The 25,584-nt window shown below is 53.2% G+C and carries 16 protein-coding genes; 14 read left to right on the top strand and 2 right to left on the bottom strand.

Going from position 1 to position 25,584, the window contains the following annotated elements; genetic code table 11:
* The first annotated feature begins 103 nt into the window (after positions 1-103).
* The 14 genes from ABDW36_RS24975 (at position 104) to ABDW36_RS24910 (ending at position 23,294) form a co-directional block, all read left to right on the top strand.
* Positions 104-1,765 (top strand): arylsulfatase, encoded by a 1,662-nt coding sequence (locus tag ABDW36_RS24975; RefSeq protein WP_343704671.1) that lies wholly within the window; start codon positions 104-106, stop codon positions 1,763-1,765.
* A 13-nt stretch (positions 1,766-1,778) separates the two neighbouring features.
* Entirely contained in the window at positions 1,779-4,100 is a 2,322-nt protein-coding gene (locus ABDW36_RS24970) for an alpha/beta hydrolase (RefSeq protein ID WP_343704670.1), read from the top strand.
* A 98-nt stretch (positions 4,101-4,198) separates the two neighbouring features.
* On the top strand, positions 4,199-4,774 hold the full coding sequence (locus tag ABDW36_RS24965) for a sigma-70 family RNA polymerase sigma factor (protein ID WP_343704669.1): 576 nt from the start codon (positions 4,199-4,201) through the stop codon (positions 4,772-4,774).
* 85 nt (positions 4,775-4,859) lie between these two features.
* Complete coding sequence (locus ABDW36_RS24960) at positions 4,860-5,951, top strand: FecR domain-containing protein (RefSeq protein WP_343704668.1); 1,092 nt, start codon at positions 4,860-4,862, stop codon at positions 5,949-5,951.
* A 194-nt stretch (positions 5,952-6,145) separates the two neighbouring features.
* A complete protein-coding gene (locus ABDW36_RS24955) occupies positions 6,146-9,535 on the top strand; it encodes a SusC/RagA family TonB-linked outer membrane protein (RefSeq protein WP_343704667.1) in 3,390 nt (1,129 codons plus the stop codon).
* Between the two features lie 10 nt (positions 9,536-9,545).
* Positions 9,546-11,474 (top strand): RagB/SusD family nutrient uptake outer membrane protein, encoded by a 1,929-nt coding sequence (locus tag ABDW36_RS24950; protein ID WP_343704666.1) that lies wholly within the window; start codon positions 9,546-9,548, stop codon positions 11,472-11,474.
* A 16-nt stretch (positions 11,475-11,490) separates the two neighbouring features.
* Positions 11,491-12,663: a DUF5000 domain-containing lipoprotein gene (locus ABDW36_RS24945; RefSeq protein ID WP_343704665.1), complete on the top strand. Its 1,173-nt coding sequence runs from the start codon at positions 11,491-11,493 to the stop codon at positions 12,661-12,663.
* 23 nt (positions 12,664-12,686) lie between these two features.
* Positions 12,687-13,793, top strand: a complete 1,107-nt coding sequence (locus tag ABDW36_RS24940) for a DUF4998 domain-containing protein (RefSeq protein ID WP_343704664.1) — start codon at positions 12,687-12,689, stop codon at positions 13,791-13,793.
* A gap of 260 nt (positions 13,794-14,053) precedes the next feature.
* A complete protein-coding gene (locus ABDW36_RS24935) occupies positions 14,054-14,647 on the top strand; it encodes a sigma-70 family RNA polymerase sigma factor (protein ID WP_343704663.1) in 594 nt (197 codons plus the stop codon).
* Positions 14,648-14,742: 95 nt separating this feature from the next.
* Entirely contained in the window at positions 14,743-15,900 is a 1,158-nt protein-coding gene (locus tag ABDW36_RS24930) for a FecR domain-containing protein (protein WP_343704662.1), read from the top strand.
* A gap of 154 nt (positions 15,901-16,054) precedes the next feature.
* The gene (locus ABDW36_RS24925; protein WP_343704661.1) at positions 16,055-19,291 is read left to right on the top strand and encodes a TonB-dependent receptor; all 3,237 of its coding nucleotides are present in this window, start codon (positions 16,055-16,057) and stop codon (positions 19,289-19,291) included.
* Between the two features lie 20 nt (positions 19,292-19,311).
* Entirely contained in the window at positions 19,312-20,979 is a 1,668-nt protein-coding gene (locus ABDW36_RS24920) for a RagB/SusD family nutrient uptake outer membrane protein (RefSeq protein WP_343704660.1), read from the top strand.
* 4 nt (positions 20,980-20,983) lie between these two features.
* A complete protein-coding gene (locus ABDW36_RS24915; protein WP_343704659.1) occupies positions 20,984-22,699 on the top strand; it encodes an FAD-dependent oxidoreductase in 1,716 nt (571 codons plus the stop codon).
* Positions 22,700-22,859: 160 nt separating this feature from the next.
* Positions 22,860-23,294: a DoxX family protein gene (locus ABDW36_RS24910; RefSeq protein ID WP_343704658.1), complete on the top strand. Its 435-nt coding sequence runs from the start codon at positions 22,860-22,862 to the stop codon at positions 23,292-23,294.
* Positions 23,295-23,354: 60 nt separating this feature from the next.
* On the opposite strand, the gene ABDW36_RS24905 is transcribed toward ABDW36_RS24910, so the two are convergent.
* Both ABDW36_RS24905 and ABDW36_RS24900 read right to left on the bottom strand, forming a co-directional pair.
* A complete protein-coding gene (locus ABDW36_RS24905; protein ID WP_343704657.1) occupies positions 23,355-24,197 on the bottom strand; it encodes an alpha/beta hydrolase in 843 nt (280 codons plus the stop codon).
* Between the two features lie 261 nt (positions 24,198-24,458).
* A complete protein-coding gene (locus ABDW36_RS24900; protein ID WP_343704656.1) occupies positions 24,459-25,241 on the bottom strand; it encodes a hypothetical protein in 783 nt (260 codons plus the stop codon).
* Positions 25,242-25,584: the final 343 nt, after the last annotated feature.

The following is a 25,584-nucleotide window of genomic DNA, read 5'->3' as shown; positions in this document are numbered from 1 at the left end:
GCCCGCTGTTACGGCGGGCTTTTCCTTTTCCGGCGGAAGCGTCAAAATACGCTAAAAAAATACAGGCGTTGCCGTATCTTGTTAGTTAAACAATGCACCTCCCATGAATTGCAAGTTGCGCAACCTGCTGCTGCTATGCACCGGCTGCCTGCTGGCCGCAGGTACCGCCGCCGCCCAGCAGCGGCCTAACATTGTGCTCATCATGGCAGATGACCTGGGTTATTCAGACCTGGGCTGCTATGGCGGGGAAATACAAACGCCCCACCTCGATTCACTGGCCGCCAATGGCCTTCGTTTCAGCCGCTTTTACAACACCTCCCGCTGCTGCCCTACAAGAGCGGCGCTGCTCACCGGCGTATACAACCACCAGGCAGGCATCGGCCAGATGACCACAGACCGGCAGTTGCCGGGCTACCGCGGCGCTTTGTCTGCCAACACGGTAACGCTGGCGGAAGTATTGAAGGCAGCCGGCTACCGCACTGCCATGGTAGGTAAATGGCATGTGTCCAACACCATTGAGCAAAACACCAAAGAGGCGCAGCTGCAATGGCTGAACCATCAAACGGAACACCCGCTCTTCTCGCCGCTTGCCCAATACCCCACCAACCGCGGCTTTGAAAAATACTACGGCAACATATGGGGCGTGGTAGATTTCTTTGATCCTTTCAGCCTGGTGAGCGGCACGCAGCCGGTTACCAAAGTACCGGCCAATTATTATCATACAGACGCCATCCACGATACCGCCGTCAGCTACATCCGTGAGCTGGCGGGCAAAGGCAGCCCTTTCTTCCTGTACATAGCAGAAACAGCGCCGCACTGGCCGCTGCATGCACTGCCCGAAGACATTCAGAAATATGAAGGAACTTACCGCCAGGGCTGGGATGCCATCCGCGAAGCGCGGTACCGGAAAATGACTTCGCTCGGTTTGATCAACCCCGCCACTGCGCCGCTTTCGCCGCGGCAAGACAGCTCGCAGCAATGGCAAAACAATCCCCACCGGGAGTGGGATGCCCGCGCCATGGCCGTGCATGCCGCCATGGTAGACCGGATGGATCAGGGCATTGGCCGCGTGGTGAACGCCCTGCGGCAGGCAGGTGTGCTGGAAAATACGCTCATCGTCTTTTTAAGCGATAACGGCGCCAGCCCGGAAGATGCCGCCCGCTACGGCCCCGGCTTTGACCGCCCCGGCGCTACCAGAGGCGGGCAAGCCATCAGCTACCCGGTAGAAAAAGACGTGATGCCCGGCCCGCAGACAAGTTTTGCTTCCATTGGCCCTGTGTGGGCCAACGTAGCCAATACGCCCTACCGCTATGCCAAGGCAGATTCATATGAAGGCGGCATCCGCACGCCCATGATCGCCTTTTGGCCGAAGGGCATCAAAACAAAAGGCGCCATCTCCGGCCGGCTCAGCCATGTGATGGACTTCATGGCCACCTTTGCCGAACTGGCGCGGGCCAGCTACCCCGCTTCCTACAAAGGCAACGCCGTCAAACCCCTGCAGGGCCTCAGCCTGGCGCCCGTTTTCCGCGGCAGCGGCGAGCAAGGCCACCCGGCGCTTTTTAATGAGCACATGGGCGCAAAATATGCCCGCGCCGGTGAGTGGAAGCTGGTGGCCAGGAGAGGCGAACCATGGCGCCTGTACCGCATCAGCGCAGATGAAACCGAACTGAACAACCTGGCCGCGCAACACCCTGACGTAGTGAAAAAACTGGAGGAACGCTGGCAGCAATGGGCGGAGCAAAACCAGGTGCTGCCTAAACCGTAACATATCAACGTCTATGAACAAATATATTTCCGCAGGTATATCCCTCCTGCTGCTTTGCAGCCTGGCCGCTTTCCCGCAAACCAAAACGGAGCGGCAAAAAAAATACCTGGAGGATGCGCTCACCTTCAATATCAAACAACGTTTTCAGTCCAATACCAGGAGAATATCCGTGCAGGACAGTACATGGAACGATTGGCTGCAAAGGACCGGCGAGCTGCCGCCTGATTTTGAGACCATGCCTTCCGTGCCGATGCTCCCGGAGCCTTTAGTGCTGACCCGCAATGGTAAAGACTATCCCATCACCACCAAAGACCAGTGGAAAGAAAAGTCTGCCTGGATCAGGAAAGAATACCAGCAGTGGATATCGGGGCAGGCCCCTCCGCCGCCCAACAACGTAAAGGCGGAAATCTTATCTGAGCACGCAGCTTACAAAGCGAAGGTGCAATTGCTGCAGCTGAAATTCGGGCCGCAACATAAGGGAACAATGACCGTTGAGCTGATGATACCGGAGGGGAAAGGGCCCTTTCCCGTGTTTTTAACTCAGTGGACGCACCGGGAATGGGCGTTGCTGGCCGTAAAAAGAGGTTACATCGGCTGCGTGTACGCTGCCTCAGACATGAAAGACGATACGGACATTTATCAGTTCCTCTATCCTGAATATGACTTCACCCTCCTGATGCGCCGCGCCTGGGGGGCATCAAGGGTGGTTGATTACCTCTTGACCCGGAAAGAGGTAAAAGCTGACCAGATTGCCATCACCGGCCATTCCAGGAACGGGAAGCAATCCCTTTGGGCGGCGGCATTTGACGAGCGTATAGGCGCCGTCATTTCCAGCAGCTCCAGCACAGGAGGCGATGCCCCCTGGCGTTTCGGAGACCCGCAATATGCCAGTGAAACCATAGACTATGTAGGCGCCTTGCAGGGCCACTGGTTCCACCCGCGCTTGCGGTTCTTCTTTGGCCATGAAGACAAGCTGCCGGTAGACCAGAACCTGCTGGGAGCGCTCATTGCGCCGAGGCCCTTGCTGTATCACTATTCAACGGTTGAAAGAGGCCTTAATTCATGGGCCAATGAGCAGAACTATTATTCGGTGAAGAAAGTGTACGACTTTTTTAATGTGCCAGACAGGATAGGCGTTTTAACGCGCATGGGCGAGCATGCCGTGGCAGCCAGAGACGTGGAGAAAACCATCGACTTCCTGGATGTCCATTTTAAAAAAACACCGCAAAAGTGGCATAACGCGCTCCACTACCCTTACAATTACAAAGACTGGGAGCAGCAGAACACTGCTGCCCGAACGGAAGCTGATCGCGTTAAGCCAATTATCCTGAAAGACAACTACCCGGATGCCGGAGCGTTCAGCAAAGACAGGCAGCAGATCATCACCCGTCTGAACTGGCTTTTGGGGGAAGCGCCTCCCGGCGTAAAAGCCGCTCCCGTAGGCACCTGGAACAGCCCCAAAGCGGACTGGATCACCAACATTGTTCCCAGGCCTGCAGTGAAGGGAGCAAAAATGATCAATTTAAGCCCGTACTCATCTATCGGTGAACATATAGATGGCGTTTTGTATTGCCCTGCGGATAAAAAAGGCAACCCGGAAAAGTTCCCGGTCATCATCTATTCCCATCAATACGCCTACTCTACCGGTTTTTCCAAAGGGTATGACAAAGACGGCAGAAACGGCACTGCGGACCTGTTTGCAGAATTGGTCAGCCGCGGGTTTGCCGTGCTGGCCATAGACCTGTTCGGCTTTGGCGCCCGTATGGAAGAAGCCACCCGTTTCTACCAGCGGCATCCCCGCTGGTCAAAAATGGGAAAAATGGTAAGAGACCTGCAAAGTTGTATGGATGCCGTAGAAGACCTGGATTACCTGGATGCCAGCCGCATGTACCTGTTGGGCAACACCATTGGCGGCAGCCTCTCGCTGATAACCGCAGCGCTAGACCCGCGCGTGGCAGGCGTAGCAACCGTAGCTGCTTTTTCTCCATGGCGCAGTTCCAATAAGCAGTATGAAAGCCTGAGAACATATTCCCACCTCCACGGCTTCATTCCAAGACTGGGCTTCTTTGCTGAAAACCCGCAAAACGCGCCGGTTGATTTTGGCGAGATCATGGCGGCCGTTGCGCCTAAACCCGTGTTGCTGATTGCCCCGGACGCAGACCGGTATACGGATATCAAAGCCCTTCAGGGAGTAATGGGGAAGGTGAGCCGGGTATATGGCCTGTATGGGAAAAAAGGCAGCCTCCAGGTACAATACCCTCATGAGATCAACCGGATGACGAAAGAAATGTACCGTGAAGCAGGCAACTTTTTTGCGCAATTGGCAGGAAGGTAGTGTGTAAACAACGAAAAAAAATAAAAAAAATAAAAAAAAACTGATAACTTGATTCGCCGCCACGCTGATATTGTCGTCTTTCAATTAAATCACTGCCATTGAAAAACACACGATTGTCTGAAATCTCCAAACGGATCGAGAACGACGACGAAAATGCGTTCCGTGAGATATACGATCTGTTCTATTTCGACCTGGTGGCCTTTTCACGGCAGATCACCGGTGACGAAACGGCTGCGGAAGACGCAGTGGTAAACGTCTTCACCCGGCTCTGGCAAAACCGTAAAACGCTTGGCAATATCAACAACCTCTCCGCTTACCTCTACACCGCCGCCAAATACGCCTCTATTGATTACCTCAAAGCCAGGAAAAATGTTACCGAAGTGTCTGTCGATGACCTGGACGATGCAAGCCTTTATTCCTTTTCCACCCCGGAATCCACGATGATCGGCAAGGAAGAGGTCCTCACTATCGAGAACGCCATCAACCGGCTGCCGGCCAAATCCAGGCTCGTATTTTACCTCGTCAAGGAAAGGGGGCTGAATTGCCGGGAAGTAGCCAAACTCCTCAACTCCTCCTTACGAACGGTAGAAACCCAGCTCTACCATTCCCTTAAAAAAATCGCCGCCATCCTGGAAGATAGCCAGATGATTTTGCCCAGGCGCAACAGCCGGTAACCCCTCTCCCGTCTTTTTTTTTCAGGTGAATACGTAAACCCGCCCTTTTTACCGTCATATATATGAAGAATTCACTGTCAAGTCCATGCAAAGAAGCCGTTTAATCGAATTGCTCTCAAAAAAGAAAGCAGGGAGCATTTCGCTCAAGGAGCAGTTTGAGTTGTCCAAATGGCTGCAGGAGAATGAGGATGACCAGTATCTGGCAAACCGGATAGAGGAGGTATTTAACCTGGAATACGGGCCGGAACGGAAGGACGAAGACCAGCATAACAAAGAGAAAAACTGGAACGCTGTTTTAAAGTTCATTCATTCGGAAGAGGCTGACATACCGCAGCTTCCGGGCAAATCACGCACGCTCAGATGGCGCAGGATCATTCCCCTGTCTGCCGCGTCCGTGGTTTTGCTTTGCCTGGCAGGTGCCGTGGCCAGGTATTGGCTGCCTTCCGGGATAAATACGGCGCCCAAGCAGAACATCATCGGTACCGAGAAAGGATCGCGCTCCAGGTTGACGCTCCCTGACGGCTCCAGGGTATGGCTCAACGGCGACAGCCGGATCTCTTACGGCGCCAGTTTCGGCAAAAACAGCCGGGAGCTGACGCTTATCGGGGAAGCTTATTTCGATATTGCAAAAGACCCTGACCGCCCGATGATCATCAAAACGGCCGCCGTTACCATCAAGGTGCTCGGCACTGCCTTTAACGTGCGCGCCTATCCGGATGAAAAAACCACCTCCACTACCCTGGTGCAGGGAAAAGTGCAGGTTTCCGTCAACCATAAAAAAGAAATAAGCTATACGCTGCAGCCGGACGAAAAGCTCGTTGTGCAGAACAACTCCGGGCTGCCGGAAAAATACCCGGATGCAGCAAACGGCAGGGAAGAAAAAAACGCGAAAAATATTGCCAAAATCAAAATAATCAAAACAGACTCTATCCCCCCGGAAGCGCAATGGATACAGAACAAACTGGTCTTTTCCAATCAGCCGCTCCAGGAAGTAGCCAACATTTTATCGAGGTGGTATGGCGTGCACGTAATTATTCAGGGAGATGAGAACATGAAAGCTCAGCAATACACGGGCATGTTTGAAAACCAAAATATCCAAAGCGTTATGGAATCGTTGCAGATAGCCGGCGGGTTTCATTTCAAAATGAAGAACGATACAATTTTCATAGTGCCTTAAAACCAAAATCAGTTTCATATGACCGGTGAACATTCACAGATTTTTCCGTAAAATCAGTGGGGCCCCCACGTGCCCTGCTGTTAACATCCACAAACTTCGGGCAAGCAACCCCGTTTGATCCACATTTGAATTTTTAAGCTATGATTAAAACGCACAGCTATAGCCGAGGCTATATGTTCAAGCATTTGATTGCCATGAAAATTTTATTTTACCTGCTGCTCTTTACCGGGCCTTCCCTGCTGGCAAACAACCTGGCCGGGCAAGACAAGATCACCCTCAACGTCAGCCGCGCCCCCATCGAAAAGGTTTTACAGGCCATCCAGTCGCAAAGCAGGTACTCTTTCGTGTACCAGTCCGCAGCCATCCCTCCGGGTATCCAGGTCAATATCAATACGCAAAACGCCTCTATTGATTCCGTGATGTCTGAAATACTCCGGAACACGCCGCTGTACTACAGGAAGATGGAAAACAACGTCATTGTCATCCTGAACAGGGCCTCGCCTGAAACACGCGCCGCTTCCAATCAACCGCCGGTTACCGTCAGGGGCTCTGTGAAAGACAGGGCGGGCGGCATGATGCCAAACGTATCCGTCTACGTCAAGGGAACGCAGCAAGGCACCATGACCAATGAGAAAGGCGAGTTCACGCTCAGGGCCAACCTGTATGACAGCCTGGTGTTTTCGTTCATTGGCTACAAACAGCAAACCGTCTTTGTTGCAGACAGCCGCCCGCTGATCATTGTGCTGGACGCCCAGGAAGGCAGCCTCAACGAGGTGGCCGTGGTGGGGTATTCCAGGCAGAAAAAGTCAAGCATGGTGGCGTCTGTGACCACCATCAAACCCGCGGAGCTCCGCATGCCCAGCAGTAACCTCACCAACTCCCTGGCGGGGCGCCTGGCCGGCGTGGTGGCCTATCAGCGCAGCGGTGAGCCGGGGCTTGACAATGCCTCCTTCTTCATTCGCGGCATCACCTCGTTCGGCGCCTCCGCCAAGAAAGACCCGCTCATTCTCATAGATGGCATAGAACTGAACCCAAGTGACCTGGCCCGGCTGAACCCGGACGATATTTCCAGCTTCTCCATCATGAAAGATGCGCTGGCCACGGCGTTATACGGGGCCAGGGGCGCTAACGGCGTCATTCTTGTTACCACAAAGGAAGGGAAAGAAGGGAAGATGAATATAGATCTTCGTTTCGAAAACTCCTTTTCCATGCCCACCGAGCGCATCAAGATCGCAGACCCGGTGACCTTTATGAAAATGCACAACGAGTCTGTGAAAACGCGGGACCCCAATGGCCAGACGCTCTACACCGATGAGCAGATCACCTTTACCGAAATGGGCAAGCACCGGGATATTTACCCCGCAACAGACTGGTACAATTCCATGTTCAGGAACACTACCGTCAACAACCGGCTCAACCTCAGCTTTTCCGGCGGCGGCTCCGTAGCCAGGTATTATGTGGCCGGCAGCGTTACGCGGGACAAGGGGAACCTGCGCGTAGACAAGAAAAACGATTTCAACTCCAACATCGATCTCTTTAAATACTCCATCCGCTCCAACGTCAATATCAACCTCACAAAAACCACCGAAATGTCTACCCGCTTCGTAGCCAATTTCGATGATTATACAGGCCCGATAGATGGAGGCTCAGCCATGTACCGCAAGGTGATGCAGGCAAACCCCGTCCGCTTCAAGCCCTACTACGAGCCGGATTCCGCCTTTTCCTACGCCAAACACATCCTGTTCGGCAACTTCGAAACCGGCAACTACCTCAACCCCTATGCCGAAGCGCTGCGCGGGTACCGGGACTATAGTCAGAGCAATATGCTTACCACCATTGAGCTGAAACAGAACCTGGACCAGTTTGTGAAAGGTTTGATGGTGCGTTCTCTGATCAACTTTGACCGCAGGTCGGAATATGCCATTTCCCGCGCTTACGTACCCTTTTATTACCAGATATCCGCGTTTGACCTCAAGAACGACGCTTACCGCCTGGTGCGTCTGAATCCCCGCACCGGCCGCGAAACGCTTGACTATGACGTGAACAATACCAGCCGCACCGTTTTCAATAGCTTATACTTCGAAAATGCGGCCCAGTACAACAACAACTTCGGCAAAAACAGCGTGAACGGCCTGCTGGTATTTACCGTCCGCCAGTTCAAGGAGGGCGCGCCAAGAAGCATTCAACTGTCTCTCCCCACGCGCAATCTCAGCCTCTCGGGGCGTTTTTCATATAATTACGACTCCCGCTACCTGGCTGAATTTGCTTTCGGTTACAACGCTTCGGAACGTTTTTCCAAGGACAACCGCTGGGGCTTTTTCCCTTCCTTCGGCGCCGGCTGGGTGGTTTCCAACGAGCCGTTTTTCGAATCGCTCAAGCCCGCCTTCCGCCAGCTGAAAATCCGCGGCTCTTATGGAATTGCCGGAAACGAGGCTATCGGCAGCTCGTCTGAACGTTTCTTCTATTTGTCAGAAGTAGACCTCAACGCCCCCTATCTCGTGAACTGGGGGATCAACATGAACGAAAACCCGGGCGGTATCAACGTGAACCGTTACGCAAACGACCAGGTAGGCTGGGAACGCTCGTATAAATCCAACCTGGTACTCGAATTCAACCTCGTGAACGGTTTTTCATCCATCATAGAAGTATACAAGGAAAGAAGAAAGAACATCCTGCAAGACAGGATCATTCCCGCTACCGCCGGCATTCTGCCCGCGGTGAAAGCCAACCTTGGCGAAGCCGAAGGAAAAGGGGTTGACATTGAGCTGAACTACGACAAGAATATCGGCAAAAACCTGCAATTGACAGGCCGCGGCACCTTCACCTACAGCACCAGCAAGGTGATCAAGTGGGAGGAGCCTGATTATGCGAATACCCGCTGGCTCTCCCGCCTGGGCACCAGCCTCGGTCAAACATGGGGCCTCGTTGCCGAAAGACTGTTCGTAGACGATGCGGAAGTGAAAAACTCTCCCAAGCAGGAATTCGGGAACTATGGCGGCGGCGACATCAAGTACAGGGACATTAATGCTGACGGTAAAATAGATAACCTGGATTATGTTCCGATAGGCCACCCCACTACGCCGGAGATCATCTACGGCTTCGGGCTTTCTGTTGCATGGAAGCAGTTCGACGTTAACTTTTTCTTCCAGGGCATGGCCCGCGAGTCATTCTGGCTCAACCTGGACAACGTGACCCCTTTCATAGACGGCGATGTACTGGACGGCCGCGTGGGCCAGAATGCCGTGATGCAGGCCATTGCGGATGACTATTGGTCGGAATCAGACCGCAACCCTTACGCTTTTTGGCCGCGGCTTGCCAACTACCAGATACAGAACAACCGGCAGCACAGCACCTGGTTTATGCAGAACGGCTCCTTCCTGCGGTTGAAATCAGTAGACATAGGGTATTCTTTCTCAAGGGAATGGCTGAAACGGTTCAAGGTAAGCAGCCTGCGGCTCTATGCCAGCGGTTCCAACCTGGCGGTATGGAGCGCGTTCAAGCTCTGGGACCCCGAAATGGCCGGCTCCGGTTTCAACTACCCCCTGCAGAAAGTGTATAACGTTGGTTTTAACATTGGCCTGTAAAAGATCTCATATGAAGAAAATACTTTTCAAAATAGCTGCCTTTTGCAGCCTGCTGGCAGGAACGGTTTCCTGCAATAAATTCCTTGATGTGGTGCCGGATAACATTCCAACTATCGACGATGCCTTTTCAGACCGGTATAACGCCATGAAATTCCTGGCCACCTGCTACTGGGGCATCCCGAAATCTGCCGGGTGGAATGAAAACCCCGCCATGCTCGGTGCCATGGAGCTGATCTTCAACCGGGACAAACGTACCCAGAGCGGCATGCAGTTTGCCCTGGGCGAGAACAGCTCCGTGCTGGCCCTCGTCAACTACTGGAGCTCAGGCGGCAACATGGTGCGCTCCCTCTATGCGGGCCAGCGTGATTGCAATACCTTTCTCGAAAATATTGACGGGGTGCAAGACATCAACCGGTATGAGAAAGAAAGGATGAAGGCGGAGGTGAAACTGATCAAGGCATACCTCAACTTCTACCTGATCCAGTATTACGGCCCTATTACGCCGCTCCGGAAAAATACGTCGCTCACAGAATCTACCTCGGGCATCCGCGTGTACCGGGAGCGTATTGACGACTGCTTCAAATACGTACTGGAGCTGATCAACGAAGTGATCGCCTCCGAAGCTCTGCCGCTGAACATAGAAGGCAAAAGCACCGAGCTGGGCCGGTTTTCACGCCCGGTAGCCTATTTCCTCAAAGCCAGGGTGCTCACATACTGGGCCAGCCCGCTGTTTAACGGCAACGCCGATTACAGCGGCTTCAAAGATCACGAAGGGCAACCCTTCTTCAACCAGCAGTATGACGCTTCCCGGTGGGACAGCGCCGCCGCCGCCTGTAAAAAAGCGATAGAAATATGCCGCGCCGCCGGCCACCGGCTCTACGTGCCAAATGATTTCAGGGCGGTGAGCGCCCGGCAAACGTCAGACACCACCCTGCTGATCAACACCCTCCGGAGCGCCGTTACCCAGCGCTGGAACCCCGAGATCATCTGGGCCAATTCTTCCTACCCTGCCAACTGGGATTACCAGATCACCGCCCTGGCACGGATGGAAGCCGGCACGTCCACCCCTTCAGGCAATACCGGCATTCTGAGCGTACCGCTGCATACGGTGGAACAGTTCTATTCCAACAACGGCGTGCCCATCAACGAAGACGTGACGTACCCTTATTCCGGCAGGTATAACATCCGCGTTGGAGACGATGCCCATAACCTGTTTGTAGCCAAAGGCGAGAAATCTGCCGCGCTCAACTTTGACCGCGAAATGCGCTTCTATTCCTCCTTTGGGTTTGACAGGGGCCGCTGGTACGGCAATACCTATCAGCCGATGAATGAAAATGAACTGCCCTTCCCCAAAAACCGCTTCGGGGAGTACTCTTCCGTGTTCAACCCCGGCGAGTATAACGCTACCGGTTACTGGCCGAAGAAGCTGGTTTCGATGAACACCACCTGGCGGGACCCCAACAGCGTGTCTGAAGAAAGCTATCCGTACCCGGAAATGCGCTATGCAGACCTGCTGCTGCTTTGCGCGGAAGCGTTGAACGAATCCAAAACGGCGCCCGATGACGAAGTATACAGCTACATTGATTCCGTGCGGGCGCGCGCGGGGCTCAAAGGCGTACTGGAAAGCTGGCAGCAATACTCGAACCAGCCGGGGAAACCGCTGTCCAGGGAAGGCATGCGGCAGATCATCCAGCAGGAGAGAAAGATCGAACTGGCCGCGGAAGGCGTTTACTACTGGGACAGCCACCGGTGGAAAACCGCCATGAAAGAGCGCAACCGCCCCATCCAGGGCTGGAACATCAACGGCAGGGAGGCGGAAGAATACTACTCGGTAACCAACGTGTATTTTCAGCGCTTCACCTATCGGGATTATTTTTCACCCCTTCCACAAGCCGAGCTGATCAAAAATCCCCTGCTCATTCAAAACCCCGGTTGGTAAGGTTAAAATAATTGTTATGAAAAAACTGCTTTTGATATTCATCGTGTTTGCAGGCGCCATGCCGGCCTGCACAAAAAAAGAAAACAAGCCGATCTCTCCTGCTACCGGCAAACCCGGGCAGGTAACGGACGTATCGGTAAAGAACATGCCCGGCGGCGCCGCTATCACTTACAGCATCCCCAAACAGGCGGAAGTTATCAGCGTAAAAGCCGTGTACACCCTTACTACCGGGAAACAATACGAATCCACCGCTTCAGTGTATGAAAATGTGATTACCGTTACAGGCTTCAACGATGAAAAGGAACATGAAATACTGCTGTACACCGTCAACCGCGCACAAGAGGCGTCTGACCCGGTGAAATGCACTATAAAGCCAATGCCCTCGCCCCTCAAGCTGACGGCCGCCACTGTGGAAATTGAGCGGGACTTCGGCGGGGCACGGTTCAGCTGGATAAACGAGCTGAAATCCCCGCTGGCTTTTGAAATGTACACGCCAGACTCTCTCGGCCGCATGACGCTCGTTCGCGTTGTCAACTCCCAGGTAGACTCAGCCTCCCAGTCATTGCGCGGTTACCCCCCCGTTGCAAGGGAGTTTGGATTGGTCGTAAAAGACAATTTCGGCAACCGGTCAGACACCTTCTTCCCTCCCGGGCGCCAGCTGGTCCCGCTATTTGAAGAACGCCTGCCGAAAAGCGCTATGAAAATCATGAAGCTGGACAATGACCAGAACTTCACCAACTGGGAAGGCTCAGATCAGAAGATCATTGATGACGACGTTACTTCCTTCGGTCACTCACCCTCCTCTTCTCTTCCCGCGCCCTTTACGCTAGACCTCGGCGTTACCGCGAAAGTAAGCCGCATTGTGCTGATGCAACGTAAATTCAGCGACAGCTACTATAACTGGGGCAACCCGCGCACCTTCGATGTATACGTAAGAGCCTCCGCGCCTTCGCAAAGCGGTGACTGGAGTGAGTGGACAAAGATCATGCAAACGGAGATCATCAAACCCTCCGGCAATGGCAGTACGGTAACAGACGATGACCTCCGCGCCGCTGAAAACGGGCACGAATTCACTTTCGACCTTGGCCTCGAACCAATACGCTATATCCGGATCGTGATACACTCTACCTGGGGCAGCACCACATTCACCCACCCCGCCGAAATTGATGTGTACGGCGAGCGAAAATAAACATCCACTAAACTGACAAACACATGAAATATATACTGCATGCTATTTCGTTTTTGTGCATCCTTACAACGGTTGCTTCCTGCGACAAGTTTACGGACGTACACGCCGAATACACAAAGGGCGGGGAAATCATCTATGCCGTAAAGCCGGATTCGATAGCGTTCATTGCCGGGAAGGAAAGGCTGCTGATGCGCCTGTGGATGATAAACGGCCAGAACATCAAAGAACTGATCGTATTGTGGAACAGCCGCCAGGACTCCATCGTTCTGCCTGTCAAGTTCAAGCCCGGCCGTGACAGCCTCGAAGTAATGCTGAACGGGCTGGAGGAAAAGGCCTACTCTTTCGATGTGTACGCCATGGACAATTTCGGCAACCGTTCCCTGACATACACACAATTTGGCGCTACCTATGGGGCCGGTTACGCCACGTCACTTCAGAACCGGAGGATCAAAGGTACTTCGCTGACGGAAACCGAAGGCCTGATAGAATGGTTCTCCCCAGCTGAAAACATGATCTTCAATGAGGTGAAATTCGTGAACCGGCGTGGAACAGACACCGTTGTACGTTTCCCGTCCACCAGCTTCAGCGTGGAAATAGACGCACCCGGCAATACGCCGTTCCAGTTCCGTTCGCTGTATATACCGGAGGCAGAATCTATAGACACCTTTACCACCGCCTGGGGGTCTAACAGTCTGCCCGAATATTTCACCTTTGACCGTTCCGGCTGGAGCGTGCATTCCGTTTCTGATGAAAAACCCAGCGATGGCGGGGGGAAGGGCACGCTGATAGACGGCGACCTGAAATCCTACTGGCATTCCGAGTGGGACCCCAACAAACCATTGCCGCATTGGGCCATTGTAGATATGGCCACTGTGAAGAACGTTGCCTATTTCACCGTATACCGCCGCTCCGGCTCAACAGATACCAAAACTGTAGAGCTCTACGTGGGCAATACCAGCGATCCCAATGGCGCCTGGACGCTGGCCGGCAAAAGTACTTTTACCTCAGGTGATCAAATGAATATCAGCAACACCGGCAATGCCGCCGGCCGTTATCTGAAGATCTACCTGCCAGACAGCAACAGGCCGCCGTTCACAAGCGTAGCCGAGATTTATGCTTTCGGGAAATAAAAGAGCAAGCTGACAAAAAGGTGCAAGAGGGGATCTCCAGCTATGGGATGGCTGGAGATCCCCTCTTGCTTCCCCTCCCCTTTAACCCGGGCTGTAATTTGGCACTACCCCATACTTCTTTCACATAAATATTGTAAAATTGAACGCAAATAGATACACTTGTGAAAGAAAGGCCGCGTTCTTTTCCACCTGTTCAACCAAATTCGAAAAAAAACTGATAACACGTCCCGGCTGCAATGCCTTAACAGTAATAGCCGTACATGAGTAACATCGATTATACCTGTATTGCCGACCAGGAGCTGCTGCATATGCTTAAAAAAGATGATGAAGCCGCATTTGCCGAAGTATACAAGCGGTACTGGAAGCTGCTGTATACCACCGCCTTCGGCATCATCCGGGATGCGCCCGCGGCCCAGGACATTGTGCAGGAAATATTTATCAGGATATGGCACGGCAGGCATACCCTGAACATCGCGGCCTTGAAGCCCTACTTGCAGCAGGCCGCCCGCTTCGGGGTGCTGAAGGCCATACGGGCGGAGAAAACCGACAAGGCGTTTTATGACCGGCTGGCCGCCGTTACCATTGATGTACTGGCAGATGACCTGCTGCTCTACAAAGAACAGCGTGAATTATTCGAGAAGCTGCTGAGCGGGCTCCCGGATAATATTAAAGAAGTCTTCCATTTAAGCCGGGAAAGTAACCTCACCTACAAACAAATTGCGGCCAGGCTCAACATATCTGAAAAAACGGTAGAAAAACGGATGTCGAAATCCCTGCAATATTTCCGGGATAACCTGAACTACGAAATGTGCCTGGTCATTTTACTGGCAACCGGCTACCTGGCCAGCCTTTAAACAGCCCCTTCTTTCCCTTTTATTTCCCCCATAAAAAAAATCTTGCCAGACCCGTAGGGTACATGCCCTTTTCCGGTTCTTATAAACTGAACAGTATGGATAAAAAGAATTTCCTGGAACTGCTGGACAAGTACCTCAACGGTACTGCCACCGCCGCTGAACAACAGCTGGTGGAAGACTACTATCAGCGCCTGAGCCAGCAAGGCGAGGTACAGCTGCCGGCCGGGGAGGAAAATGCCCTGGAGCAAAAGATGTTGCAGCACATCCGCCGGGGCATGCAACCCGCACCGGCCAAACCCTTGAGAACCTTGCGCCGGGTGGCCGGCATTGCGGCTTCCCTGCTGCTCCTGTTAGCCGCGCTCCTGTTCCTGCGGAAAGAAGACGTGACCCAACCACCGCCGGTAGCAGCCAAACAACAGCGCGTGCCTGATATAAAGCCCGGGCGCAACGTAGCATCCCTTACCCTAGCAGACGGCTCGGAAATTCTGCTGGATGACGCCAATAACGGCGTACTGGCCAGCCAGGGCGCTACCACCGTCATTAAATCCAAACCCGGCCAGCTCATTTATGATGAAGGCGCCGCCACCGTGGCGGCCGCTTCACCCGTATACAACACCATCACCACCCCCTACGGCGGCCAGTACCAGGTAACCCTGGAAGACGGCACTATAGTATGGCTGAACGCCGGCTCCTCCCTAACCTTCCCCACCGTTTTTACGGGCAGCGAGCGTACCGTGCGGCTGAAAGGCGAAGCGTATTTTGAGGTGGCCCACAATACGGCCATGCCCTTTAAGGTGGAAGCCCGCGGGCAAACCGTACAGGTGCTGGGCACCAAGTTCAACATCATGGCCTATGAAGACGAGGCCGGCGTTCATACCACCCTCCTCCACGGAGCGGTAAAGGTCATAAAAGGCAGCCGCAGCAGGGTGCTGAAGCCCGGAGAACAGTCCAGGGTAAGCGGGGATGACATCAGCGTACAGGAGGTTGACCTTGACGCGGCCCTGGCCTGGAAAAACGGCTATTTCGTGTTTAAAAATGAAGACATCGGCAGCATCATGCGCAAAATAGCACGCTGGTACAATGTAACCGTGCAGTTTGAGGGGCAGTTTGGCCGGAAAACCTTTGGCGGGAAAATTTCCCGCAACCGGGATATAGCTGAAGTATTAAAAACACTGGAGCTGACCGGTTCCATCCGGTTCAGGACAGAAGAAGCCGCCGGCGGAAAGGCGGGAAAGATCACCGTTATGTACTAAACAGCTGAAATTATGGAGGAGAAAACAACCAGGAACGTTCTCACCGCTCCCGGTTGTCATTAATAAAAACTAAAACTTGACCAAAATTATGAATTTTCCCCTGATTAGGAAATATAGGGGCTGGCCTTCTATTTCTTACAAAACGCTACTGGTGATGAAACTCGTTTTCGTTTTTTTAACCGCTGCTTTCCTGCAAACGAGCGCCGCAGGCTATGCGCAAAAACTTACGCTCTCCAGGAAAAATGCCACCCTGGAGCAGATATTCTGGGAGGTCAGCAAACAGAGTAAATATGAGTTCATTTACGATGCGGACATGCTCAAAGAGGCCATGCCGGTTAATATCAACGTAGTCAACGCCTCCCTGGAAAGGGTGCTGAACGAGTGTTTCACCGGGCAGTCTTTAACCTATACCGTGCTGCGGAATACCATTGTAGTGAAAAGAAAGCCGGTGGAGCCGGAGGTGATCACCCTCCTGCCCGTCAAAGGCAGCGTTACCGATGAAAAAGGCACTCCCCTCCCCGGCGCCACCGTGCGGGTAAAGGGAACAGACAAAGCCACCGTGGCAGACGCCAACGGCCAGTTCAGCTTTTCGGACGTTCCGGCCAACGCCGTGCTGCAGGTGTCCTATACCGGGTACCAGCAAGCTGAAATGACGGTGCAGGGCCAAAGCCCCCTGCGCGTGGTGCTGAAGGAAAGCGTAGCCGGCCTGAATTCCATTGTTGTGGTGGGGTATGGCACGCAGAAGAAAGTGAACCTCACCGGGGCCGTTTCCACTATTAAAAATGAAGACCTGCAGGTAAGGCCGGTGGGCCAAACCTCCGCCGCATTACAGGGCCTGGCGCCCGGCGTTACGGTAACACAGCGTTCCGGCCAGCCGGGGAGCGACGCCGGCACCATCCGCATACGCGGCATCGGCACCCTGGGAGACTCCAACCCCATGGTGCTGATAGACGGTATAGAAGGCAGCATGAACAATATTGACCCCAATACCATTGAGTCTATCTCTATCCTGAAAGACGCCGCCTCTTCCGCCATCTACGGCTCCAGGGCGGCCAACGGCGTGGTGCTCATCACCACCAAAAGGGCCAAAGGCAACCAGCTGACGGTAAACTATGATGCCTACGCCGGCTGGCAGCGGCCTACCAACCTGCCTAAAATGGTGAACGCAGTAGATCATATGCTGCTCACCAATGAAGCCTATGTAAACGTAGGCAGAACGCCGCTGTATGATGACGAGCTGATCAATAAATACCGTACCGAAGGCGCCGCCAACCGCGATCTCTACCCTGAAACCGACTGGCAAAAAGAAGTGCTCACCGGCTCCGGCTTCCAGCAAAACCATTTTGTGAGCGTGAACGGCGGAACAGAGAAGATCAAGACCTTTGCTACCTTCGGGTATTTTGACCAGCAAGGCGTTATTGAAAGCACCAACTTCAAGCGCTTCAGCTTCCGCAACAATACAGACTTCAAGTTTTCCGAGAAAGTATCTGCCCGGTTTGACATGCAATTCATCAATGCAGCCCAGACAGAGCCCGGCAGAGGCGCTGAAGCCGTTTTTCACTGGATGAACCGCATCCCTGCCAACCAGGCCGGCATCAATACAGACGGCACCTGGGGCGAAGGCTGGAACGGAGACAACCCCATTGCCTTTTCCCGCGTGGGCGGAACGGCCAAAACCACCAACCGCTCCGGCATCCTCAACTTCAGCCTCAACTACCAGCCCGTAAAATGGCTGAGATCAGAACTCACCATTGCGCCGGTAATAGGAGAAACCATCGGCAAAACGTTCAACCGTATTGTGCAGACCTATAAGCCGGATGGTACCAAGAGCAACTTTCTCTCCCCCACCAAAAGCGCGCTCACGGAAACCGCCAACAAGTCTTTCCAGAATAACATCCGCGCCACCGTTACTTTCGAAAAAGACTTCAATTCACATGAATTCAAGCTGCTGGCCGGTTTTTCAAGGGAAGACTTCCGCAACAACTACATTTCCGCCTTCCGGGACGGGTTTATTCTCCCTGACTATCCCGTACTGGCCGCCGGGGAAGCCGTTAACCAGAAAGCCAACGGCAACTCCGCGGAATGGGCGCTGCAATCCCTCTTCGGCCGCGTCAACTATAATTACGCCGGCAAATACCTGTTTGAGGCCAATCTCCGCTACGATGGCTCTTCCCGCTTTGCCACCGGCAACAAATACAGCATTTTCCCTTCCATGTCTGCCGGCTGGCGCATATCCCAGGAAAAGTTCATGCAGCCGCTGGCCCACGTTATATCTGACCTGAAGCTCCGCGCTTCATGGGGCCAGCTGGGCAACCAGAACATCGGCAACTACCCCTTTGCCAGCCAGATAGACTTCGGGTCTTATACACTCGGCAAGCAGATCATCAACACCGCCGCGCTGAACACCGCCGCTAACGTGGATATTTCATGGGAAACCACTGAAATGGCCAACGTAGCCCTTGATATTGCGTTGTTCTCCAAACTCTCCATCACGGCGGAGTACTACGATAAAAAATCAAGAGACATCCTCTACGTGCTGGATATTCCCCTCATCATAGGCCTCAGCGCCCCTCCGCAAAACGTGGGCATTGTGAGCAACAAGGGCTGGGAACTGGGTATCAATTACAACGGCGCCATCAGCGATTTCAAGTACACTGTTAACGTAAATGTTTCAGACGTGAAGAACAAAGTGCTTGACCTCCACGGCATCAACCGTACCGGCCTCACCGTGAGCCGAGAGGGCTATCCCATCAGCTCCATTTACGGCCTGCAGGCCATGGGCTATTTTACTGACGAAAGGGATGTGGCCGACCATGCGCAGCAATTCGGCATTGTAAAACCCGGAGACCTGAAATACAAGGACCAGAATAACGACAACATCATCAACGACCTGGACAATGTGGTGATTGGCAGCACCATTCCCCGCTATACCTACGGCATCAACCTGGGCGCATCCTGGAAAGGGTTCAACCTGAGCGCCATGGTCCAGGGCGTGGGCAAGGCAGACGGCTACCTGTACAGGCAGGGCATCATGCCTTTCTATGAAGGCGGTACCGTGCAGGAACAGCACAAAGACCACTGGACGCCGGAGCATACCAACGCCGCATTTCCCCGCCTGGCTTTCAGCGAAGTGAACAACGAAAAGAACTCCAGCTTCTGGATGAGGAACGCCGCATATACGCGCCTGAAAAACATCCAGCTGGGCTATACCCTGCCCGATGCATGGACCCGGAAAATGGGCATCCGCAACCTGCGCCTGTACGTAAACGGCTCCAACCTGTTTACCATAGATAAATTCTGGAACGGCTATGATGTAGAAAGCCCTGTAGGCACCGGTAACAGCTACCCGCAGGTTAAAGTGTACACCTTTGGCGTGAACGCCAGTTTATAAGCCATACAAACATGATCACAATGCATAAATATATTATACTCATCGTTTCATTCCTGGCTGTTACAGCCTGTAATAAAAATTACCTGGAGAAATACCCGCTAGACGGCCCTTCGTCATCCTCCTTCATCACCAATGAGCAGGAGCTGATGCTGGCCATCAACGGTTGCTACGCCTCTCTCCCCTTTCATCCCAGCGCGCATAACTGTCCACTGCCCATCATACTTGACCAGGTGACAGACCTGGGCTTTGACCGGAACAACGGCACCCTGCAGGAAGTGAGCAAGGGCAGCCACGACAGCAACAACGGTTTTTTCCTGAACGTCTGGAGCAGCTCTTACAGCGGCATTGCCCGATGCAATTTTCTGCTGGACAATATAGACAAGGTAAAAGATGTAGTGAGCCAGCAGCTCTATAACCGCGTAAAAGCGGAAGCACGTTTCCTGAGAGCCTACAACTATCATTACCTGGTGGAAATGTTTGGCGGCGTGCCGCTGGTAACCACTTCCCTGAAGCTGGACGAATCACAGATACCACGCAACACCAAAGAAGAGACCGTCAACTTCATACTCACAGAACTGGAAGAAGCCTCCGCAGACCTGCCGCCCAGCTACGCCGCCAATGAAATGGGCCGGGCCACCAAAGGCGCCGCCCTGGCCATCAAGGCAAGGATAGCGTTGTACAACGAAAAGTGGGACGTTGCCGCAGACGCCGCCAAAAGAGTGATGGGCCTGAATGTTTACCAGCTGCACCCTGATTTTGGCGAGCTGTTCACTTATAAAGGACAGACCTCCAAAGAGATCATCTTTGCCCTGCAATACCTGAAAGGGATCAAAACCCACAACACCCCTTCGCAGTTCTTTTCCAGGATGGCATCCGGCTTCAGCGGCCTCGTGCCCGGCCAGTCTCTCATAGACTCCTATGAATGTACAGACGGGCAGTCTATAGACAAAAGCACCCGCTTCAATCCCGCCAAACCCTTCGAAAACCGCGATCCCCGCCTGGGTTACACAGTAGCATTGCCGGGCAGCATTTTCATCAACTTCCTGTTTGAAACCCATAAAGACAGCGTACAAACCTGGGACTATAACACCACGCCCGCCAGAAGGGTAGCCAATACAGATGCTACCAATGCCTTTGCCACCTTTACCGGTTATTGCTGGCGTAAATACACAGACCTCACAGACAAGGTAGAACGCACCACATCGGAACTGAACATCATTAGCGTACGGTATGCCGAAATACTGCTCATCTACGCAGAAGCCAAAATAAAGGCCAACCAGATTGACAACACCGTGTATGACGCCATTAATGCCGTAAGGCAACGCCCCAGCGTTAACATGCCCGCCATCACCACCGGTAAAACGCAGGAAGAGCTGCGTTCCATTATCCGGAAAGAACGCAAGTACGAACTGGCCGGCGAAGGCTTCAGGGTGTTTGACATCCGCCGCTGGAAGCTGGCAGAGCAGCTGATGAACGGCATCTTCTACGGCCGCATACCCAGGGGCCTGCTGGCCGCCGCGCCTAAAATAGACGCCAACGGCACGCCTGATTACAGCACCGTACCCAACAGAAGCGACATGCGGGTGGTGGAAACGCGGATATTCAAAGCCAACAGGGATTACCTCTGGCCCATACCCAATATTGAAACACTCACCAACCCAAGCCTGGTACAAAATCCAAATTATTAATACCATGAGAACATCGATTGTACGTGTATTGCTTTTTGCCTGGCTGGCGGCCATTTGCCCAAAGCCATCCTTTGCCGGTGAGCCACCCGCCGTTACTGCGGACGTTATAGTGTACGGAGGCACCTCCTCCGGCATAGCCGCCGCCCTGCAGCTTTCGCGGATGGGCAAAACGGTGGTACTGATAGAGCCCACCCGGAGAATAGGCGGGCTCACCACAGGCGGCCTGGGCGCTACGGACATTGGCAACAAAGCCGCCATTGGCGGTATAGCCAGGGAATTTTACCGCAACATCAAGGCGTATTACGACAGCCCGTCTAACTGGAAATGGCAATCCCGCAGCGAGTTCTTTACAAAGACCCCGAAGGAAGACGCTATGTGGGTATTTGAACCCTCTGCCGCGCTGAAAGTATACCAGAACATGCTATCCCGCGAAAAAGTGAAGCTGGTATACGGAGAGCGGCTGAACCGCGCTACCGGCGTGGCCAAAGAAAAAGGCGCCATCACCAGCATACGCATGGAGAACGGCACGGTGTACAAGGGCAAGATGTTCATAGACGCCACTTATGAAGGAGACCTGATGGCCGCTGCCGGCGTCAGTTATACCTATGGCCGCGAAGCCAACCGCCAATACGGAGAAACCCTGAACGGCGTACAGGCCAACCGGGTGAACGTAACCCTGAAAGGCACCGTATCCAGGAACGCCCGCTATCATAATTTCGTGGATGGCGTAGACCCTTACGTGGTAAAAGGCGATCAATCAAGCGGCCTGCTGCCCGGCATCAACCCCGGCGGCCCCGGCATAGAAGGCGTGGCGGACAAGAAAATACAGGCCTATTGCTTCCGCATGACGCTGACAGACCACCCGGACAACCGCATCCCATTTGCCAAACCCGCCAACTACGACGAGCGCAATTACGAACTGCTGTTCCGGAACTATGAAGCCGCCTACAACGGCGTTATTGAAGACATGTATGACTATGGCGACAAGCTGGTACCATGGATCAACAGCAAAATGCCCAACCGGAAAACGGACATCAATAACCAGAAGGGATTTTCCACCAATTTCATAGGCCAGAACTATGCGTATCCTGAAGGTTCCTATGAGGAGCGGGAAAAGATCATTAAAGCCCACCGCCTGCACCAGCAGGGCCTGATGTGGACTTTGGCCAATCACCCCCGTATTCCTGAAAAAGTGAGGAACATCGTATCTCAATGGGGTACCTGCAAGGATGAGTACGACAACGGCAGCAACGGCTGGCAGGAACAGCTGTACATCCGCGAAGCAAGGCGCATGGTGAGCGATTACGTGATGACGCAGTACCACTGCGAAGGCCTGAAAGTGGTAGAAGACCCCGTAGGCCTGGCCGCCTACACCATGGACTCTCACATGGTGCAGCGGTATGTAGACGCCAACGGGTACATCCAGAACGAAGGCAATGTGGCCGCTCCTGTGGGCGCCCCCTTCCCCATCAGCTACCGTTCCATTATCCCGAAAAAGGAAGAGTGCGGCAACCTGCTGGTGCCCGTATGCCTGAGCGCCAGCCATATAGCCTTCGGGTCTATCAGGATGGAGCCTGTGTTTATGGTTTTGGGCCAGTCTTCGGCCATTGCGGCGGCGCTGGCTATTGATGACAAGGTGAGCCTGCAAGACCTTTCTTACGAGAAGTTAAAACAAGCCCTGGTGGCCAACCAGCAGCGGCTGGCGGTGGAGAAACCGTAAGATGTAGATTTCATGAGAGGGTGTATCAAAGTATGATACACCCTTTTTTTGTGGGACATCTTGTCGCAATTCCCCCTCAAATTGTCGTATTCACGCATTACCGCTTTCATGGAAGAGAAATAGCTTTGTATTCAACAAACAAACCTAAAAATCTTAAGCCATGAAAAAGAATAAAATCATCTTCTGGATTGCCACCATCATCATCGTATTGTGGGACGGTGTGATGCCCGGCCTCACCTCTCATACCCCGCTTGCCGTAGAAGCTATCAGGAAGCTGGGATATCCTGATTATTTCAGGGTAATGCTTACCGTGTTCAAAGTACTCGGCGCCATTATTTTAGTGCTTCCATTTGCCCCCGCCCGCCTGAAGGAATGGGCATATGCCGGCTTCGGCATCAGCCTCATCTGCGCATCTGCAAGCAATGCGGTGGTGTATGGCTTTGGGAGCCTTGCCATCTTCCCGCTGGTGATCATGGCCATCCTCATAGTATCTTACATCTACTATCACAAACTGCTGAATGCCGGCGCCTTCAACCGTGGCCGCGGCCGCGTGGTGAGTGGCGGTTTTGGCAATACCAGCGCTGCGTTGCAATAAACTAATACAGGGAACATTGATATAGCCAAGAGGGTGCCTCTTCTTTCGAGGCATCCTTTTTTATGCTAGAAATTCAGCGATTGCGTTTGCCAGGGCTTCCGCTTGCTCTTCAGGAGAAAAATGGCCGCTGCCGGGTATTACTTTGCCGGTTATATTTTGCAGCCCGCTCTCTTTGAAGCCATTGATGTACTCCTCTATTCTGCCGGGTTCCTTCTCCCCTCTCACATACATCACAGGTGTGTTTATCAGGCGCTTTTCCGCGTTATCCTTTTCATCCTGCAGGAACGCTCTGTACCATTCCAAACTGGTGCGTAGCGCATCCGGCTCCTGGTAGGCGCTGACGTACCTGTTGCGCCTGCCTTCCGGGATAGCGGCCGGGCTTGCAGCCAGCGTATCATAGAAGTAATTGAACAACTCCTTTTGTTTTCCTGTAATTAACGCCTCCGGCAGGGACGGTACGGCAAAGAAGGCAAAATGCCAGATGAACGGGTTCCGCTTTACCTCCTCCCATGGCGCAATACCGGGCACCGCAGTGTCCATGATAACGGCTTTGGAAACCCGCGCCGGGAAATGGCGTAAGCACGAATAAGTGACCATTCCGCCAATGTCATGCCCTGCCATTACAACGTCTGTCAGGCCCATCTGCTGTAAAAAAGCATCGATGAATGCTGCAACGGATTTTTTATCCGCACCGGGGATTTTGCCAGATTTCCCGATACCGGGTAGGTCTGGCGCCAGTACATGGAAGCTGTTGGCCAGCAGGTTCATTACCGGCTCAAATGCGGCGCCTGACTGCGGGTAGCCGTGTAAAAACACAATGGGTCTCCCGCTGCCTGCTTCTATTACGTGCGTGGAAACGCCGTTCACTAACACCTGGTGGTCTTTGAAAACAACTGGTTTCATGCGGCGGCTGTTTACGGCAGAGGCTGCAAAAACAGTTCCAGGAAAGGTGTTTTCACCGTTATGGCTGTAATGCAACTTCTGCCTCATTGCCTCATAGCCGCAAGCCACGCTGGGCGTGGCCAGAGCCCAGATCAGTGCATGGAGCAATATCGTTTTCCAGTGTGCCATGCAGCAAATGTAGGAGAGAATTATTCTCAAAAGCCAAACCTTTCGTGAAACCCGAGTTACAGGGTGTGAAACCCGGGTTACAGGGTGTGAAATTTAAAATGCCCAGAGAATTTTGGCCGTTCCTGTGTTTGCAACTGTTCTGATACCGGCAAACCTGTCGGGGCTACCGGCTTCTATACCGATGGAAAGCAGCAGGGTGGCGGTTGGAGAAATGCCTTCCGTTATCTGCAGGTGTATGGAAGTTGCCGGTGCTACTGCATCTGCCACATTCCAGTCTGTGTTGGCATACTCAAAGAAGCTTGTGCCGGGGTCTGTGTAAGCGCCTTTTTGAAACAGCACGTCACCTACTGCACCGAGGCTTGCTACAAGCCGGTAGTAGGGCTTTTGCCAGGGCAGGTGCAGCTGTACGCCGGGCGTAAGCTCCGGGATGTTGAGGGTTACGCTGGCGGTTTCGCGATTGAGCGTGTACGTTACAGGGAAACGCAGCACACTGTCAAAAAAACAATTGGCGTTGAAGTTGAAGCCGGTTATCATGCCGTGGCAGCGTGAGAGGTAGAGGCTTCTTTCTCCACGTTTGCCCTTCATGTCTTGCGCCTGGATCTTTTTGGCAAGCGCATTGAGCGCGCCGGTGAATTGCGTATCTCCCAGGTGGCGAACGGGAGCAGTGGCATCACGGATAGATGCAGTGAGTTTGGTACAGGCGGCGAATTCCGCGGAGTTTTGGCGGATGCGTTTGAACCTTGGGTCTGTATAAATCTGCTCTTTAGTGTGGCTGGATTTCTTCCTGATAATCACTTTGTCCAGGTCTTTTCGTTCATAAGCCGAGAGGTTGCCCAGTGTACCTGTGAAGTCCAGCGGGCCTTTGAGTGTTGCCATGGTCAGTAGGTTTTTAGGTAGTTAACAATTGGGTTTCAACGGGGCGAAAGTAAGGGAAATTAATATACCAACCAAGTACCTGGTAGGTTCCAAGTACGTATGAAGTACGTATGAAGTACCTCTATATAAGGGGGTACTTCATACGTACTTGGAAGGTACTTGAAACGTACTTGGAATGTACCTGGAATACCTGCCGGAGTGAGTCTGGATACAAGGGGTCTTGTCCTGATATAGGTTTACACCTTGGTTTAGAAAATACTGATATTGGTTTACAATGCTCAAAACTAATCCTGATTCCGGCTTACAGGGTGAATTTTTGGTCCTGGTTACGGTTTACAGGCGG

The sequence above is a fragment of the Chitinophaga sp. genome, assembly GCF_039596455.1.
In the GTDB taxonomy this organism is placed as follows: domain Bacteria; phylum Bacteroidota; class Bacteroidia; order Chitinophagales; family Chitinophagaceae; genus Chitinophaga.
The sequence above is the reverse complement of the archived record's forward strand: the minus strand, read 5'-3'. Positions and strand labels throughout refer to the sequence as shown.